Origin of the sequence: Streptomyces vastus (assembly GCF_039532825.1) — a bacterium.
GTDB lineage: Bacteria > Actinomycetota > Actinomycetes > Streptomycetales > Streptomycetaceae > Streptomyces > Streptomyces vastus.
Genome location: NZ_BAAASJ010000031.1, coordinates 39224 through 56694 on the forward strand (window position 1 = coordinate 39224; position 17471 = coordinate 56694).

General features: G+C 71.3%; 15 protein-coding genes and 1 pseudogene. 8 read left to right on the plus strand and 8 right to left on the minus strand.

The genetic code is table 11. The features are described 5' to 3' along the window. Positions 1-51: 51 nt before the first annotated feature. The 7 genes from ABD357_RS14535 to ABD357_RS14565 form a co-directional block, all read right to left on the minus strand. Positions 52-1083 (minus strand): branched-chain amino acid ABC transporter permease, encoded by a 1032-nt coding sequence (locus tag ABD357_RS14535; RefSeq protein ID WP_344390324.1) that lies wholly within the window; start codon positions 1081-1083, stop codon positions 52-54. Then, the gene (locus tag ABD357_RS14540) at positions 1080-1952 is read right to left on the minus strand and encodes a branched-chain amino acid ABC transporter permease (protein WP_344390325.1); all 873 of its coding nucleotides are present in this window, start codon (positions 1950-1952) and stop codon (positions 1080-1082) included. The genes ABD357_RS14535 and ABD357_RS14540 overlap by 4 nt, the downstream gene beginning before the upstream one ends. Further along, positions 1949-2704 (minus strand): ABC transporter ATP-binding protein, encoded by a 756-nt coding sequence (locus tag ABD357_RS14545; RefSeq protein ID WP_344390326.1) that lies wholly within the window; start codon positions 2702-2704, stop codon positions 1949-1951. The genes ABD357_RS14540 and ABD357_RS14545 overlap by 4 nt, the downstream gene beginning before the upstream one ends. Then, positions 2701-3465 (minus strand): ABC transporter ATP-binding protein, encoded by a 765-nt coding sequence (locus ABD357_RS14550; RefSeq protein WP_344390328.1) that lies wholly within the window; start codon positions 3463-3465, stop codon positions 2701-2703. The genes ABD357_RS14545 and ABD357_RS14550 overlap by 4 nt, the downstream gene beginning before the upstream one ends. Positions 3466-3469: 4 nt before the next feature. After that, positions 3470-4798 carry an ABC transporter substrate-binding protein gene (locus tag ABD357_RS14555; RefSeq protein ID WP_344390329.1) on the minus strand — a complete coding sequence of 443 codons (1329 nt, stop codon included), beginning with the start codon at positions 4796-4798 and terminating at the stop codon, positions 3470-3472. Between the two features lie 617 nt (positions 4799-5415). Beyond that, positions 5416-6921 carry a purple acid phosphatase family protein gene (locus tag ABD357_RS14560; protein WP_344390330.1) on the minus strand — a complete coding sequence of 502 codons (1506 nt, stop codon included), beginning with the start codon at positions 6919-6921 and terminating at the stop codon, positions 5416-5418. A gap of 388 nt (positions 6922-7309) precedes the next feature. Continuing rightward, positions 7310-8530, minus strand: a complete 1221-nt coding sequence (locus ABD357_RS14565) for an acyl-CoA dehydrogenase family protein (RefSeq protein ID WP_344390332.1) — start codon at positions 8528-8530, stop codon at positions 7310-7312. 172 nt (positions 8531-8702) lie between these two features. Here ABD357_RS14565 and ABD357_RS14570 point away from each other — a divergent pair, with 172 nt between their 5' ends. The 7 genes from ABD357_RS14570 to ABD357_RS14600 all read left to right on the plus strand — a co-directional run bounded on the left by ABD357_RS14570 (position 8703) and on the right by ABD357_RS14600 (position 16290). After that, complete coding sequence (locus ABD357_RS14570) at positions 8703-9530, plus strand: enoyl-CoA hydratase/isomerase family protein (protein ID WP_344390333.1); 828 nt, start codon at positions 8703-8705, stop codon at positions 9528-9530. A gap of 91 nt (positions 9531-9621) precedes the next feature. Continuing rightward, complete coding sequence (locus ABD357_RS14575; protein ID WP_344390335.1) at positions 9622-10254, plus strand: hypothetical protein; 633 nt, start codon at positions 9622-9624, stop codon at positions 10252-10254. Next, positions 10251-12824, plus strand: coding sequence for a putative PEP-binding protein (locus ABD357_RS14580; RefSeq protein ID WP_344390336.1), 2574 nt, complete (start codon positions 10251-10253; stop codon positions 12822-12824). Before ABD357_RS14575 ends, ABD357_RS14580 begins: the two co-directional genes overlap by 4 nt. Then, the gene (locus ABD357_RS14585; protein WP_344390338.1) at positions 12821-13939 is read left to right on the plus strand and encodes an acyl-CoA dehydrogenase family protein; all 1119 of its coding nucleotides are present in this window, start codon (positions 12821-12823) and stop codon (positions 13937-13939) included. Before ABD357_RS14580 ends, ABD357_RS14585 begins: the two co-directional genes overlap by 4 nt. A gap of 58 nt (positions 13940-13997) precedes the next feature. Beyond that, positions 13998-14417, plus strand: coding sequence for a Zn-ribbon domain-containing OB-fold protein (locus tag ABD357_RS14590; RefSeq protein WP_344390339.1), 420 nt, complete (start codon positions 13998-14000; stop codon positions 14415-14417). After that, on the plus strand, positions 14414-15568 hold the full coding sequence (locus ABD357_RS14595; protein ID WP_344390342.1) for a thiolase family protein: 1155 nt from the start codon (positions 14414-14416) through the stop codon (positions 15566-15568). The genes ABD357_RS14590 and ABD357_RS14595 overlap by 4 nt, the downstream gene beginning before the upstream one ends. A 17-nt stretch (positions 15569-15585) precedes the next feature. Continuing rightward, entirely contained in the window at positions 15586-16290 is a 705-nt protein-coding gene (locus tag ABD357_RS14600; protein ID WP_344390344.1) for an SDR family NAD(P)-dependent oxidoreductase, read from the plus strand. 6 nt (positions 16291-16296) lie between these two features. Here the strand turns inward: ABD357_RS14600 and ABD357_RS14605 are convergent, their stop codons facing one another. Beyond that, on the minus strand, positions 16297-16950 hold the full coding sequence (locus ABD357_RS14605) for a TetR/AcrR family transcriptional regulator (RefSeq protein ID WP_344390346.1): 654 nt from the start codon (positions 16948-16950) through the stop codon (positions 16297-16299). Between the two features lie 143 nt (positions 16951-17093). Between ABD357_RS14605 and ABD357_RS44710 the strand changes: the two are divergent. Then, positions 17094-17267 (plus strand): annotated as a pseudogene (locus ABD357_RS44710) (helix-turn-helix domain-containing protein); the annotation flags it as partial. Positions 17268-17471: the final 204 nt, after the last annotated feature.

A 17471-nucleotide genomic window follows, 5' to 3' on the forward strand; every position in this document is an offset into this window, starting at 1 on the left:
TCGCACCTCTTGGTCGGTCGTCGGGGAGGCCGGGGGAGGCCGTCGTCGAGGTCAGACGACCGGTGGCTTCACCCGATAGCCGACAGGTAGAAGTTCCAGGTCACGTCGGCGAGCCACGGTACCCCACAGCCCATGGGGCATCCACAGCGTCATCCCGATGGCGAGGGCGCCGAGCCCGATCAGGTACCAGGTTCCTCCGTTGGCCCCGAACCAGTCCTGCACCAGGAAGAACACGATCGCCCCGATGATCGGTCCCTCGAAGGTGCCGAGGCCGCCGATGACCACCATGAAGATCATGTACGCGGACCAGTGGACCCCGAAGATGGAGTCCGGCTGCACCCGCAGGGTGTTGGCGAGGGTGAGTCCACCGGCCGCGGCACCGCCCACCGCCGCCAGGACGAAGACCAGCCGCTTCGCCGAGGCGACCCGTACCCCGACGGACGCCGCGCCCACCGGGTCGTCGCGGATCGCCTCCAGCGAAGCCCCCAGCCTGCTGCGCAGCAGCACGAACACGGCCAGCAGCAGCGCACTCATCAGTGCCAGGGCGAGCCAGTACACCTGGGCCTGCCGCACCGCCGGATCGGTGGCCGACAGATCGGTGAGCGAGCGGCCGGAACCGCCGCCCAGCGAAGGCGTGTTCACCACGACCAGCCGGAAGAACTCCGCGATCGCCCACATGCCGATGGCGAACTGCCCACCGGTGAGCCGGAACGCGAGCAGCGAGGTGGGTACGGCGACGGCACCCGCGAGCAGGGCCGACAGGACGACCGCGACGAAGGGGTTGACGCCCCGGTCGACGAAGAGGAAGACACCGTACGCGCCGAGACCGATGAAGCCCTGCTGGCCGACGGAGACAAGACCGGCGTAGCCCGCCAGCGCGTTCCACATGGCCGCGACGATGACGAGGACGAACAGGGTCGTCAGCTTCGCGGTCACCTCGGGCGTGAAGACCAAGGGCGCGAATGCCAGGACGAGCAGCAGGGCGGCCAGGGCACCCGACGCCGTACGGGAGACGGGGGTCCATCGGTGGATGGTCGAGGGGGCGGAGGCGGTGGTGGGGGCCACCGGTGATGCGGTGGTCATGTGCGGCTCCTTCTCATGCCGAGCAGTCCCTGCGGACGGAAGGCCAGGACCGCGAGGAACACCGCGTGTCCGGCCACGATGGAGAAGCGCGGATCCACCTGCGCGCCGACTGTCTGGGCGATGCCGAGGACCATGCCCCCGGCGAGCGTCCCCCACAGCGAACCGAGCCCTCCGATCACGACGACCTCGAAGGCGAACAGCAGCTGGGTCGGCCCCATGGACGGGCTGAACGACGACCGCATCGCGAAGAACGCTCCCGCGAGACCGGCGGTGGCGACGGCGATGGCGGCGGCCCAGGCGTACACCCGGCGGCTGTCGATCCCGACCAGCTCGGCGGTGTCCGCGTCGGCGGCGGTGGCGCGGATCGCCCGGCCGATGCCCGTACGGGCCAGCAGCAGTTGCAGCCCGCCGAGCAGCGCGACCGCCACCGCCACGGTGAGCAGGCCGAGATACGGGATGCTCACCGACGACCCGAGCTGGAGACCGGCCGAGGACAGCGAACCCACGTCAAGGGAGCGGGAGTCGGCGCTGAAGATCTCCAGCAGTACGTTCTGCAACACGATGGCGAGACCGAAGGTGGCCAGCATCGACGACATCTCGCCGGTGCGCAGCGCCTTGCTGAGGATGCCCCGCTGCAACGCCACTCCGACCAGACCCATCACGGGCAGCACCAGCAGTACTGCGAAGAACGGGCTGATGCCGACGGCGGCGGCCAGCACCGCGACCAGGAACGCGCCGAGGACCGCGAGGTCGCCGTGGCTCAGGTTGACGGTCCGCATCACGCCGAACATCAAGGAAAGGCCGCAGGCGAAGAGCGCGTAGACACCGCCGAGCATCACGCCCTGCACGATGGCGTTGATCCAGTTCATGCCGGCTCCTCCTGCACGGTTGCGGCCGTGGCGCGGTCTGGGGCCGCCGCCCGGCTGAGTCCGAAGTACGCCTCGACGACCTGTTCGCGGGTGACCTCGTCGGCGGGTTCGTCCAGGACGACGCGGCCCTCGAGCATGCACAGCACACGCCGGGCCACCCCCAGGGCGCGGCCGAGGTCCTGCTCCACCAGCAGCACCGTCGTACCGCCGGAGAGGATCGTGCCGAGCGAGTCGTAGAGGGTGTCGACCACGACGGGCGCGAGGCCCAGCGAGACCTCGTCGAGCAGCAGCAGCCGGGGGTTGGTCATCAGCGCCCTGCCGATGGCCACGGCCTGCTGCTCGCCGCCCGAGAGGTTGCCGGCGCGCCGCTTCAGCAGCCCGTCGAGCAGCGGGAAGGCGGCCACGACGGCTGCCAGGTCCCACGGTCCGGAACGCCGTACCCGGGACGCGACCAGCAGGTTCTCCTCCACGGTGAGGTCGGCGAAGAGCCGCCGCCCCTCCGGGACCAGTGCGATCCCGGCCGCGACACGGTCGTGGGCCCGCCGGGCCGTCACATCCACACCGTCCAGACCTATACGGCCCTCGGCCGGCCGGTGTGCTCCGGCGACGGCCCGCATAAGGGTGGACTTTCCGGCACCGTTGGCCCCGACCACCGCCACCACCTCGCCCTCGCCCACGGTGAAGGAGACTTCGCGGACGGCGCGCAGCAGACCGTGCCGTACTTCGAGATTCTCGACCGACAGCAGACTCATGCCGCGCTCCCGAGGTAGGCCTCGACGACCCGGGGATCGGACATGACGGCGTCCGGCTCGCCCTCGGCCAGGACCCGGCCCTGCGCGAGACAGACCAGCCGGTCGATCACCCGCAGAAGCGCGTGGATGACGTGCTCGATCCAGACGATGGCGATGCCGTCGGCGCGCAACTGCTGGATGGTGGCGATCAGTTCGTCCGTCTCGGCGTCGGTGAGGCCACCGGCGATCTCGTCCAGCAGCAGCACCTGCGGATCGGTCGCCAGCGCCCGCGCCATCTCCAGCCGCTTGCGCTCCAGCAGGGTGAGCGCGGCCGCGGGCCGGTTGGCCTGGCCGAGCATGCCGCAGCGCTCGAGTACGCCGAGCGCGTGCTGCTGCGCGGCCCGACGCCGGTGCGCACCGCCCTGCACCGACGCGACCAGCACGTTCTCGTAGGCCGTCATGCCGGTGAAGGGGCGCGGCACCTGGTGGGAGCGCCCGATGCCACTGCGACAACGGCGGTCGACCTTCCAGCGGGTCACGTCCTGACCGTGGAAGGTGACGCTGCCCTCTGAGGGGGACTGGGCCCCGGAGAGGATGTCGAGCAGGGTCGTCTTTCCGGCGCCGTTCGGGCCGACGATGCCCAGGGCCTCGCCGGGGGCGAGGGTGATGTCGATGCCTTCGAGGACGACCAGGCTGCCGAAGCGTCGGTGAATGCCGTTCGCCGCGAGCACCGGCGGGGCCGGGGCGGCCGCCCCGGCGGCCTCCCCCGTCCCCACGGTCATCGGCTCAGCGGAGGGGCTCAAGTTCGCCTCCGAGCGGGATGTCGAGGAAGGCGCCGTTGTCGACGATGACCGGCTCGACGGTGAACTTGCTGCCCCCCGTTGCCTTGCGCCACTGCGCCATGACCAGCCCTTCCGGAGACACGTTCTTCACCGGCCCGGACGTGAAGTCCAGCGGCCCGGCGATGGTGGTGAGCTTGGCCTTGCCGAGGGCGGCCGCCAGTTCCCCCCGGTCCTTGGGGTCGGAGGTCGCCTTCAGCGCGTGGACCGCGACCTCGAAGAGTGCCATGTTCGACCCGATGATCTGGGTCCACTGCTTGCCCGTCGACTGCTCGTAGTCGTCGGCCAGTTGCTGGGCGGTCTGGTCGGTGAGCGTGGAGGTGTACGGGAACTTGGGCGACCACCAGAAGCCGGCGCTGAGGCCGTGTCCCAGCGAGCCGAGCGCCTCGATCTGGGAGGGGAGGAGGCCGGTCTTGGCGATGCTCGCGATGCGCGGCCGGTACCCCTGCTGCCGGGCCTGCTTCCAGAACGTGGCGAAGTCGGGCGGCAGCGGGAAGGTGTTGAAGATCTCCGCGTCCGCCTTCTTGAACGCCGCGATCTGCGCCGAGTAGTCGTTCGTCCCGTCCTCGTACGCTCCCGGGTCGACGATCCTGAACCCGCTCTTCTTCAGCTGCGGCCCGAGCCCCTGCCGGATCGCCTTGCCGTCGGGGTCGTTGGGCCACATGACGCCGACCCGTCTGTTGGTCTCGACCCCACCCTTCGTCCACAGGGAGGTGTACGCGGCATGGATCTCCGCGACGCCTATGAAGAAGTGGTAGGTGTACGTGAAGGGCTTCTCGGGAGTGGCGCCGCGGCCGAAGTACCAGGCCTCCCACGGCACGGCGGTCGACAGACACGGGACCTTGGCCGCCTCGCACGCGTCGGCGACGGGGTTGACCGTCTCCGGCGTGGAGGTGACGAGCATCAGGTCGATCTTCTCGCTGTTGATCAGATCGCTCGCGACCTGCGCGGCCGTCTGCGGATTCGACTGACTGTCGCGGTCGATGATCTCGATCGAGTACTTCTTCCCGCCGATCTGCAATCCGTCCTTGAAGGTGGCTCGCATCTTCTTCATCAGGTACGCGTTCGGCTCGCCGAAGCCCGCGGCCGGGCCCGTGCTGGGCGAGACATATCCGATTCGGAGCACCGTGTCGGTCTGCGCCGAGGACTCCTTGATGCCGCTGCAGGCGGTCAGCAGACCGCCTGCGGTGAACAGCCCGGCGGCTCCGGCTGTCCCCCGGAGAACGGATCTTCGGGACAAATTGCCGTTCGCGGGTGTGCTCATGGGTGCGCTCATGAATGCCTCCGGGCACGTCGAGGGAGCGGAAGTGAGGGTGGAGAAGCCGCTGAGGAAGCCGGAACGGGCGGCTGAAGCCGTTGGGGGAAGCCGGAGCCGGCAGCAGAGAGCGGTGGCGGGTTCCTTCGCATCCCGGTAGGGCTGGGCAACGTGCCCGATATCAGGAACCCTGATGATGAACACGATGATGCACACGGCGACGCCGGATGACAAGGGTGTTGCCGAGACCTCTCGGACGCGCTCCTCGGGGGCCACCCGTCCGGCCCCTCGGGGGAGAGGAGTTGCCGCGACGGCCTTGACGCGGCTTGCTCGCAGGCGTACATATTTCTCAGGTTTCCTGACATTCGTCCGGAGCGGACCGCTCTCGACGCATGCCTCGGCTTCTCAATCCCATATCCACCTGCCCGCACGCACAGCCGCAGCAACAGCCGAAGCCGAGGTCGTGGCCTCACGGCTGCGACCAGCGTGCCGCCCTTGCCGTCCTGCAAGGAGGGGAAGTGCGAGCGCTGGGTGCTCGAGACCGCGGACGACCTCGCCGAGCGCGAGGACTCACGCAAACGGCGCCGGACGACGGGTCCGACGCCGAGCAGAACGCCTGCCTGGAAGGCAGGGGGATGTCAGGGGCCTGCCGGCCCTGTGGCTGCAAGTCGAAGAGGGCTGATGCCCGACAGGTCGTGGGCGGTCATGCTGTTGCGGTCGGTGACCGAGCGGCCGAGAGCGTGGTGCGGCCACAGGCCTCCGGCCACCCGGCGGCTGCGCTCGCCCCATGCGCGTGCCGCCGCGCTGCTGGTCTTGTAGTGGTTGAGGGCGTAGCCGCCGGAGTGGATCCGCAGGAGGCAGAAGCCGCCGGGGTAGTCCTTGGCGGCGCTGACCTCCTGCAGGGTGACGTGCGGGGCCTGCGGCAGGACGGTGCGCTTGTTGCGGTGGGTGTGGCCTGCGTGGTGGAGGAAGACACCGGGCGCGGCGGCGTATGCCTCGAGGATGGAGCGGGCCTGGCGGCGGCCCAGGCGCTGACCGCGGGCCACGGGGAAGACGGAATCCCGTACGGTCAGCGGATGGTGGCCGAACACGATGGTGGGCTGCTCCCTGTGCTCCTTCAACCGGGTCCGGAACCAGGCCAGTTGCTCGACGCCGAGCCCGCCGGCGTCGGCGCCGTTGCCGTCCTTCTCGTACGTGTCGAGCCCGACGATCCGCAGTCCGCCGACGTCCCGGGCGAAGTACGCGGGCCCTTCGCCGTCGAGGAACCCTTCGCGGAATGCGTCACCGCCGCTGTCGCGGCGGGGCCGGTCGTGGTTTCCGCGTACGACGAAGTAGTCCTGTCCGTGGCTGCCGAAGCCGTCCAGGATCCGCTTGGCCTCGGCCAGGTCTCGCAGCGCACCGCCGGCCGAGATGTCCCCCGCGGCCAGCAGCAGGTCCGCTCCGCGCCGCCTGGCCTCCTCCACCAGGGCGCGGCTCATGATCTCCGGATACGGCGCGAGTCCCGGCTCCTGCGCCACCCCGCGCATCAGGGGTACGCCGGTCATGAGGCCGGCGGTGGTCTCCCCGATGTGGAGGTCGTTGCAGAGCGCGATCGACAGCAGGTGCCGTCCCGGTGGGGGCTGCGGAGTGGTGAAGGAGTACGGACCTCCGCTGGTGCCGAGACCGTAGAGGTTGGTGCCGACGGCGTTGCCGCGGACGAGGTGCAGCGGGGTGGGCTTGGCCGCCCTGCCCCGCGAGCGGGCCTGGTAGTAGTACGTCTGCCCCGGCTCCAGGCCCGTGAGCTCCACATGGTGGTGCGCTGTGGGCCGGTCCTCCGCCGCACTGCGGTCCAGCCGGGCGGGGTGAGTGCCGTAGACGACCTCGCCCTCCGTGACGGCGGGGAGCATGTGGCCCAGCCCGTCGTCGGTGCCGGGTATCCCGGTGTACCAGGTGATGATGGCGCGGTCCTCGGTCAGGGTGACCAGTTCCAGGTGGACGGCCGCCAGGGTGTCGGGGTGACGGCGGCCTTTGCGGGCGGAGCCATGGAGCGCACCGGCAGCGGCCCGCAGTAACGAGGGGGCGAAGAGGGCACCGGATCGTAGAACTTCACAGGGAGAGGGCAGGGCCGACAGGGCCGCGAGGGGAGCCGAGAAACAGCAGCGCATGTCTGAGTATGTGCCCGCTCGCAGTGAACACCGACGGTGATGTCGGCGGCGGTGCCGGGTATGGAATGCGACATCTCCGCCCGGTTGCCGACTTATTCGATCTTTCTCCACGCTTTGCGCTCTCGCCCAGGCAGTCCAACAGCGTTGTACCGCAAGGGGTTTGGCGAGACCTGGAGAGGGCGCGCCGTACGCCGAGTTGAAGCGGCGTGGCGGCGAGCTCGCCGCGCCTCGCACCCGGACGTGTTTTTCGCCACGCGGCTGCCCCGGGCCATGGCTGGGCCTGGGCAGCCGCATGCCGCGGTCGGCCATGATCTGCCGTATGCGATTGGCCAGTTGGTGATGATGCCGTAAGTTCCCAGAACCCCGGCAGGCGCCGGAGCCGGCCTGGTCACGAGCCGGCGGCGGCCTCCGGGCGTGGTTGCCGGTAGGGCTTCACCGCGCGGCGTGCGATCGCGAAGCGGTGCGTCTCCGATGGGCCGTCGTAGATCCGGAACGGCCGCACCTCCCGGAGCAGGCGCGCCAGCGGGGCGTCGGCGGCCGAGATACCGAGTGCTCCGCAGATCTGCACCGCCCGGTCGACGACCCGGTTCACGGCCTCCGCCACGAAGGTCTTGGACACCGACGTGAGTTGCGCGGCCGCGGTGGAGCCGGTGTCCAGCTCCCAGGCGGTGCGCAGGATCAGGGCGCGGCTGGCCTCGATGTCGATCTCGGAGTCGGCCAGCATCTGCTGCACCATGCCGAGGTCTCCCAGCACGGAGCCGAAGGCCGTCCGGCTGCCCGCCCGTTCCAGGGCGACGTCCTGGGCACGACGGGCGGCTCCCAGCCATCGCATGCAGTGGGTCATACGGGCGGGACCGAGCCGGACCTGGGCGTTCTCGAAGCCCCGGTCCACGGCTCCGAGCACCCGGTCCTCGCTCACCACACATTCCTCGAAGGCGAGTTCGCTGTGCCCGGCGAAGAGCCCCTCGTCCAGGGTCTCGATGTCCCGGACGATGCGCATGCCCGGGGTGTCGGCGTCGACCAGGAACATGGTCGCGCCGCCCGGGTCGCCGGGGCTGCCGGAGGTGCGGGCCATGACGATCGCGAAGCCTGCACCATTGGCCCCGCTGATGAACCACTTGCGGCCGTCGATGCGCCACCCGCCCGGGACCCGTGTCGCGGTGGTCCGCAGGGAGCGGGGGTCGGCGCCCGCCCCCGGAGCCGGTTCGGTCATCGCGAAGCAGGACCGCACCTCGCCCGCGGCGAGCGGCCGCAGGAAGCGGTCCTTCTGCTCCTCCGTGGCCACCTTCTCCAGCAGATGCATATTGCCCTCGTCGGGAGCCGCGCAGTTCAGCGCCAGCGGGCCCAGCAGCGAGTACCCGGCGGCCTCGAACACCACCGCCTGTCCGCGCAGGTCGAGCCCGTGTCCGCCCCACCGCGCCGGCACGTGCGGTGCGAACACGCCTGCCTCGCGGGCGCCTTTCTGCAGGGTGTCGCGCAGGGCCTCCGGAGCGTCGTGCACCGACCCGCCGCACTCGCGCTCGGCCGGGATGACCACCTCGCGAACGAACTCCGCGGTGGCCGCGGCGAGTCGGGCGACAGGTGGATCGACATCGAACTGAATGGGCACGGTTCCTCCCGCCGACGGGCTACGGGCACCGATGCCCGTCGCGTCCTAGAAACTGTACAGCGTCTTCAGTATCTTGCTGGGTGGCGCTCGATCTGAGGAGCGTTCGATCTGAGGAGCGCTTGATCTGGGGAGCACTCGGCCCGGCGGTCCTCGACGACGGAAGAAGACCCCTATGAGCACCCAGTCGGTCCGTGTCGTCCGTCACCCCGACGGAGTCGTCGAGCTGAGGCTGGAGGACCCCGGGAGAGGCAACGCCCTGGACCTGCCGACGGCCGAGGCGCTGCGCGCCGCGACCGCCGAGGTGGCCGCCGATCCGGGCGGCGCGGTTCTGCTGCGGGCGGCCGGCGCCACCTTCTGCGTGGGCGGTGACCTGCGCGCCTTCGCCGGCCGGGGCGAGGAAACGGGCGCCTATGTGCACGCCGTGGCGACCGCCGCGCACGCGGCGGTGCGGGCGCTGTACGAGCTGCCCGTGCCCCTGGTGACCGCCGTGCGCGGCGCCGCCGCGGGCGGCGGAATCGGTCTCGCCCTGGTCGGCGACATGGTCCTGGCCGCACGGTCGGCGCGCTTCCGGCTGGCGTACACGGCGATGGGGCTCACCCCGGACTGCGGGGCCACCTGGCTCCTGCCGCGCCTGGTGGGCCCCCGTCTGGCGACAGACCTGGTCCTCACCAACCGGGTTCTCACGGGCGACGAGGCCGAGCGGCTCGGTCTGGTCTCCCGGGCCGTCGAGGACGGCGAAGTGGACGAGGCCGCGTACCGGACCGCCGCCGAACTGGCAGGTGGGGCGGGTGAGGCGCTGCGTGCCGCGAAGCGCCTGCTGCGGGACAAGGCGGCGGGGGAGGGTCTGGGCCGTCACCTCGACGAGGAGGCGCGCCTGATCGCCGGCCTGGCCGGGAGTGGCGAGGCGCAGGCGCGGATGACCGCGTTCCTGGCCCCGCGGGCTCGTGCACGGGTGGGCAGCGGCCAGTCCGCGCCAAGCAGTCCGGAAAGTGTTTCTTGATTACCTCTTCACTAACACCTCTGCCGGAGCGTAACCTCCGGGCAACACAGAACTGAGGACCGGGCGACAGCACCGGGGAAATGGTGTGGCGATGCAATCTGCTGCCGTGGGCCGGACGGACGCTCTCGACGAGAACCTCACCGAAGCCGTCGTCGACCTCGTTCTGCGTGGGATGTGGCGAGGCAGGCCCGAGTCGGACCACCGCCCCCTGGTCGACGCCGGGCTGGCCATGGTGAAGGGCCCGATGGTGCTGCCGACCGAGCCCGCCAGGGCCGCCGCGGCGCGGATCCTGCGGGTTTCCGCCGGTTCCGAACAGGAGCGGCAGATCACCGCCGCCTACGAGGCCTTCCTGCCCATCAACAGGAAACTGCGCGAGGTGTGCACGGCCTGGCAGTGCCGGCCCGACGGCACGGTCAACGACCACAGCGACAGCGTCTACGACGCCGGGGTGCGCGAGTCGCTGGAAGACGTGCACGAGGCCATCCAGCCCGTACTGCGCAGGCTGGACGGTCTGCCGTCGGGCAGCGGTCGGTATGTCACGGCCCTGGAGGAAGCCCTCGACCGGTTCGACGACGGCGCGGTGGAGTGGCTGGCCTCGCCCCTGTGCGACTCGTACCACACCGTGTGGATGCGGCTCCACCAGGAGCTGCTGCTGGTTCTGGGGATCAGCCGGGCGCAGGACGAGGCGCTCGAAGAGGAACTCGTCACCAGGAGCCGGGGTTGAGCATCACCGACCGCCACTCCGGCACACTCGCACAGACCCACACCCCCAGCCACGCCCTGGTGCCCTACGGCCAGGGACGGATCCGAGGGCTGGACGCCGGTGAACTGGGCACGCACGGCATCGCCATGGACCGGCTGGTGGCCCTCGGGCTCCCAGTGGTGCCCGGACTGACGGTGGCGGCGGGCTCGGCCGCGTCGCTGTGCGAGCCGGGTACCGCCCGCGCCGCCCTGGACCTCGTGGAGCAACTGTCGGGACGGCGGATCGGCGACCGGAGCAGGCCGCTGCTGCTGCGTCTGTCTGCGAGCGCGTCGACCGAGGTCGCCGGACTGCCGCCGGAACTCGCCTGCATCGGAATCACCCCGGCCGACGCCGATGGCATCCGTGCCGTCATCGGCCGCGACGATGTGCTGTACGAGGTATGGGCGGCCACCGTCCGGATGATCGCAGAGTACGCCCTTGACGTGCCCGCACCGGAGCTCGACGACGCATCGCTCGACGCCCCTGATCCCAGGGCCCGCGTCGACGCACTGCTCTCGACGGTCGCCCGGCATGCCGAGCGGCCATACCCCGACGACCCGGCCGAGCAGCTCGCGCTGGCCGCTCGGGCGGTGCTGGGGCGGTGGGCCTCACCCCGGGCCAGGCGATCCCGCAAAGCCCAGCGGCTCCCCGCGGAGCTGGGCATCGCACTGCATGTCCAGGCCGTGCGCATCGGGCCATGGGACCACTCCGGCTTCGGCACGGCGGTCAGCCGGCACCCCGACAGCGGCCGCTTCTCGCCGCAGGGCTCCTTCTACCGGGGCGTACGCCGCAGCGCGCCGCCCCCGCGCACGGGCGAGCCGCTGGAGAAGCTGGGCGGGAGTTCCGCGCTGCTTGAGCACTCGCTGCTCACCCTCGAACGTCATCTGCACGCCCCGGTCACCGTCGACTTCGAGGTACGCGACGGCGAGATCTCACTGCTTGCCGCCTCGGCGCAGGGCCGCCCGCCGCTACGTGCGGCGGTGTGCCTCGCCGCGGACCTGGCCGGGGACGGAGCACTCGACCGGGAAGAAGCCGTACGCCGGATCAGCCCCGCGCAGGTACAGGAACTGCTGCACCCCCAGCTCCGGCTGACCGGCGGCGAGCAGCTCCTGGTGAAGGGACTGCCCGCCTCCCCGGGGGCGGCGACCGGCGCGATCGTCCTGTCGAGCGAACGTGCCCTCGAACTCGCCGCGGACGGCACGCAGGTCGTGCTCGTGGCCCACGAGACGACTCCGGCCGACGTCCCCGGGATGCTGGCCGCCGTCGCCGTACTCACCGGCAGCGGCGGCATCGCCTCACACGCCGCCGTGGTGGCCCGCGGTGCGGGCAAACCCGCCGTGTGCGGCGCCGAGGGACTGCGCGCCGACCGGGCTGCCGGCACCGTACGGATCGGGGACCGGGTGCTGCACGAGGGCGACGCCGTCTCGCTGGACGGCCGTACCGGAGCCGTCTACGAGGGGACACTGAGCGTCAGCGTTGCCGGACCACCGCCCGAACTGTCCACCCTGCTGGAGTGGGCGGACGGCATGCGCCGGCTGGGCGTGCGGGCCAACGCCGACACTGCCGCGGAGGTGAGCACCGCCGTCGCCCTGGGCGCGGAGGGTGTGGGGCTGTGCCGTACGGAACACCAGTTCCTCGGCGACCGGTTGCCGTTGATCCGCCGGGTGATCCTGGCCGCCGATGCCGCGGCCCGCGACGAGGCGCTGTCGGCACTGGAGCAGGCCCAGCACGAGGACTTCAAGGCCCTGTTGACCGCGGTCGGGGACCGGCCGGTGACGGTACGCCTGCTGGACGCCCCGCTGCACGAGTTCCTGCCCGCCGCCGGGGAGGCGCAGGACGCCGCCGAGGAGCAGCGGGCCGCCGCACTGCGCGAGGCGAATCCGATGCTCGGTCTGCGCGGCGTGCGCCTGGCCCTGCTGCACGAGAGGCTCTACCCGGCGCAGGCCGAGGCGCTCTTCACCGCCTGGGCCGATGTCGCCGCCACCGGAGTCCGCCCACAGCTCGAAGTGATGATCCCGCTGGTCAGCCTGCCGGAGGAACTCGCCGCCGCGGCCGCATACGTACGGGGCGCCGCCGAGGCGGTCGCCACCCGCACCGGAGTGGAGGTCCCGTACCGGCTCGGCACGATGGTCGAGACACCGCGCGCCGCGCTGCTGGCCGGCGAACTCGCCGAACACGCCGAGTTCTTCTCCTTCGGCACCAACGACCTCACCCAGCTCACCTACGGATTCTCCCGGGACGACGTCGAGCGCCAGGTGCTCGCCTCGTACCAGGAACGCGGGTTCCTGACGGCCAGTCCGTTCGCCCGGCTCGACCCGCACGGGGTGGGCGCGCTGATCGCCCTGGCGGTGGAGCGGGCACGGAGCGTACGCCCGGACATCAAGCTGGGCGTGTGCGGTGAGCACGGCGGAGACCCGGAGTCCATCGCCTTCTGCGACGAGTTGGGCCTCGACTACGTCTCCTGCTCCGCGCACCGCGTGCCGGTCGCGCGGATGGCGGCGGCCCACAGTGCCGTGCGGGAGCAGCGCGACGAGAGCGGGAGCGCACGATGACGAGCACCGTGACCGACGGCACGGCCCTGTCGGACGCCGAACTGGACGACCTCCGCGAGACCGTACGGTCGGTGTGCGCCGACGCCGGCGGCACCGCCGCGGTGCGTCGGCTGCCCGAGCATTCCCCGGGTATCGACGCCAAGTTGTGGGACACCCTCGGCGGGCAGGTCGGCCTAGCGGCCCTCGGTCTGCCCGAGGCGGCCGGTGGCATCGGCGGCCTCGCCGAGATCGCCGCGGTCTGCGAGGAGCTGGGCCGGACACTGACGCCGGTGCCCCTGCTGTCGTCAACTGTGCTGGCCGGGCAGGTCCTGGCCGGCTGCGGCACGGCCGACCCGGCACTGGCGGAGCTGGCCGAGGGCAAGGTGCACGCCCTGGCGGTGGCCGCGCCCGACGGGGTGTGGCGACCTGACGCGGTGCCGGTGGCCGTCACCTGGCGGGGCGGCGTCCCGCTCCTCGACGGCACCGCTCCCTTCGTACTGGACGGTGCCGACGCCGAACGCCTGGTCGTCGCCGCCGACGGCGCCGACGGCCTGGACCTCTTCCTCACCGATCCGAGCGAGCCCGGCGTGACGGTCCGTCGAGTACCCACCCTGGATCTCAGCCGCGGACAGGCGGTGGTCTCCTTCTCCGCCGCCCGCGCCCGGCCCCTGACCGTCGGAGGCGAGGGGGCGGACATCGTGAGCCGCGCCCTGGACGTGGCCCTGGTGGCCCTGGCCGCCGAGCAACTCGGCGGCGCGCAGGCCGCGTTGGACATGACGGTGGCCCATGTACGGGACCGCACACAGTTCGGCAGGGCCATCGGCGGCTTCCAGGCGATCAAGCACACCTGTGCCGACATGCTGCTCCAGGTCGAGGCCGCGCGGTCGGCGGTGGTGCGCGCCGTCCGAGCGGCCGACTCGCCCGAGTCGCTGGCCGAAGCGGCGGCGGTGGCGCAGGCATGGTGCGGCGAGGCGTTCGTATCCGTCGCCGCCGAGTGCGTCCAACTGCACGGCGGCATGGGCTTCACCTGGGAGCACGACGCGCACCTGTACTTCCGGCGCGCCCAGTCCGACGCCGTCCTGCTGGGCGGCGCAGCGCACCACCGGGAACGGCTGGCCGGACTGCTGGGCTGGTGACTTCACCCGCGGTCACCGCACCACCGCACGACGACCGTGCAGAAAAGGGCAGGACGGCATGATCAGCAGACTCATCGACGAGGGCCTGTTCGAGAGCGCGAATCCGCCGCGCCTCACGGGCGCGCGCTGCTCCGGCTGCGCCACCGTGGTCTTCCCCCGGCAGGACTCGTGCCCCAAGTGCTCGGACGGAGCCATGTCCGCGCACGTGCTGCCGGTCACCGGGCGGGTGTGGTCGTGGACGCTGCAGGCGTTCCAGCCCAAGCCGCCGTACCGGCCGCCGACCGGGGGCTACCGCCCGTACCACGTGGGCTATGTCGACCTCGGTGAGGTGCTGGTCGAGGCGCGGCTGGAGGCTGCCCGCGCCGAGATACGGATCGGGCTGCCGGTCCGGCTCACCACGGTGACCGCCTACCACGACGAGGACGGGACCGAGGTGCTGACGTTCGCGTTCCGCCCGGACGGGGAGGGAGAGCGATGAGCCGGAGCGACGAGGTCTATGTCGTCGGCTGTGGCATGCATCCCTTCGGCCGCGACGAGACCGTCACCGGGATGGACATGGCCGAGCGTGCGGTCCGCGAGGCCCTGGCCGACGCCGGCACGGCATGGGACGACATAGGTTACGCGGCAGGCGGCTCCGACGTGTCCGGCAAGCCCGACACCCTGGTCGGCCGTCTGGGCCTGACCGGTGTGCCGTTCGCCAACGTGCAGAACGGCTGCGCCACCGGTGCCTCGACGGTGCTCGCCGTGGCCAACGCACTGCGCGCCGGCGAGGCCTCGCTCGGACTGGCCGTGGGCTTCGACAAGCACGAGCGGGGCGCCTTCAACGTCTCCGCGGCACGCTACGGACTGCCCGACTGGTACGCCGAGACCGGCATGATGCTGACCACCCAGTTCTTCGCCCTCAAGACCCAGCGGTACCTGCACGAGCACGGGATCTCGGAGCGGGCGCTGGCGAGGGTGGCCGCGCGGGCCTTCCGCAACGGCTCCCAGCACCCCCTGGCATGGCGGCGCAAGGAACTGACGGAGGAGGAGATCCTCAACTCCGCCGAGGTCAGTCCGCCCCTCACCCAGTACATGTTCTGCTCGCCGGGGCAGGGCGCGGCGGCTCTGGTGCTGGCGCTCGGCGACCGTGCCTTCGACCTGTGCGAACGGCCGGTCAAATTGGCGTCGTTGGCCTTCAGGACCAGACGTTTCGGCTCGTTCGAGGTGTTCTCGCCCTGGCTGCCGCCCGGACCGCACCGCAGCCCGAGCGTCGACGCCGCGGAGGCGGCCTTCCGCACGGCGGGACTTCGGCCCGCGGACGTACAAGTCGCCCAGTTGCAGGACACCGACAGCGGCTCGGAACTGATTCACCTGGCGGAAACCGGACTGTGCGGCCACGGCGAGCAGGAGGAACTCCTCGCCGGCGGGGACACCGATCCCACGGGCCGTATCCCGGTCAACACCGACGGCGGCTGCCTGGCCGGCGGCGAGCCCGTCGGCGCCTCCGGGCTGCGGCAGTTCCACGAGGTCGTACGACAGTTGCAGGGCCGAGCGCCGGGTGTGCAGGTGCCGGGCGCTCCCCGGGTGGGCTTCACCCATGTGTACGGCGCGCCCGGGATCAGCGCCTGCTCGGTGCTGACGGTCTGAAAGGCGGCAAGCACACCATGGGGCACGGCGACAGAACCGCACTGGTCACCGGCGGAGCGCGCGGCATCGGCCTGGAGATATGCCGACAGCTCGCGGACCGGGGGCTGCGGGTCCTGGTCGGGGCGCGAAGACGGGGGGCGGCCGAGGAGGCGTGCCGCGCCATCGGTCCGGCGGCACTGCCGCTGGCCCTGGACGTGGCCTCGGCGAAGAGTGTCGCCGAAGCGGTCCGGGAAGCCGGGGAGTTGACTGGCGGGATCGACGTCCTGGTGAACAATGCGGGAGCGTCCCTGGACGGAGATCTACGCCCCCCGTACCTCGACGAGGAGATCCTGCGCACGACCCTGGAGACGAACCTCGCGGGTGCCTGGCGCATGGCGGAAGCCGTCGTGCCAGGCATGGTGGAGGTCGGCTACGGACGGGTCGTCAACGTCACCAGCTCGTACGGCTCGCTGGCGCTGATGGACTCCGGCCGCCACCCGGCCTACCGGATCTCCAAGACCGCCCTCAACGCCCTGACCCGTATGCTCGCGGCCGAACTGGCGGGCACAGGCGTCCTGGTCAACGCCGCCGACCCCGGCTGGACCCGCAGCGGCATGGGCGGTTCCGCCGCCCCGCGCGGTCCGGAGGAGGGCGCGGACACCCCGGTCTGGCTGGCCACCCTCCCCGACGGCGACGGGACGACGGGCGGGCTGTTCGCCGAACGCAAGCCCCTGCCCTGGTGAACCGCCTCAGGCGGATGCGGAGGCCGGCTTCTGCTCGGCGGTGACGATCCGCAGCGCCAGCGACCTGACCGCCTCCTGTACGGACCGGGAGGGCAGCTGGGACAGCGGCCCGCCTTCCGCTCGCAGCGCCATGACCAGCATGGTCGTACTGATCAGCGTGCGGACCGCGAGCGCCTGCGCCGCGTGCCGTGACTTGGCCGCCCGGGGACTGCGCGTGGTGCCCTCCGGCAGATAGTCGTACGCCCGCTGGATGTGCCGCTGCTCGAACTCGTCCCGCAACACCTTGACGTGGCCGTTGGCGGAGGCGATCTGCACCTGGTACAGCCGGGCCTCCTCGGGGTTCTGCTCCACCCAGTCCCATACCGCGTCGATGACCCGCAGCAGACCCTCCGTACTACCGGGCTCGGACTCCGGGCGGGCCGCCTCCACCACCGCGTTCAGCTGGTCGAAGACCCGCCGCATGGCGAGTTCGAGCAGCTCCTCCTTGCCGTCGAAGTGGTAGTAGACGGCCGTGGGCACGACCTGGGCCTCGTCCGCGATGTCCTGGATGCTGGTCTCCGCGACTCCGTTGCGGCCGAACACGCGCACGGCGGCGGTGATGATGTGCTGTCGTCGCGACGGTCGGTGGGCGGGCTGCTTGCCGTTCTGCGTGGTGGCCATCATGCTCCCTGGCGGCTGCCGCGAACCCGCGTCTGTGGGCCCTGTTCACTGACCATGCTATCCAGTAACTCCGCCAGGTCGATGACGTAATTCCTGCTACGCGTGTGCCGTCGGAGTACGAAGATCGCGGCATACTTGACACCATGACGACATCCGGAGCCCGCGCCGCGCACCGTCCTTCGCGCAAGCAGTGGGTGATCGAAGCGGCCACGGAGCTGTTCGCCACCCAGTCGCCGGACGAGGTCACGGTGGCCGACATTGCCGCTCGTGCGGAGATGACCTCCGCAGCGGTCTACTACCACTTCTCCTCCAAGGACAAGGTCCTTGTGGAAGGGATGCGGGTGTTCGCCACCGCGCTGCGCGAAGAGCTGCATGCGCTCACCGAGGCCCACGCGCCCGGATCGTCCGTCGGCCCTGCCCTCACCACGCTGGTGGCCTGGCTGGGCGAACACCGGTCCGCCGCCACCGTGTTCTTCACGTCCTCGGCCGGCATGAGTCAGGAGGCGGAGGCGCTGCGCCAG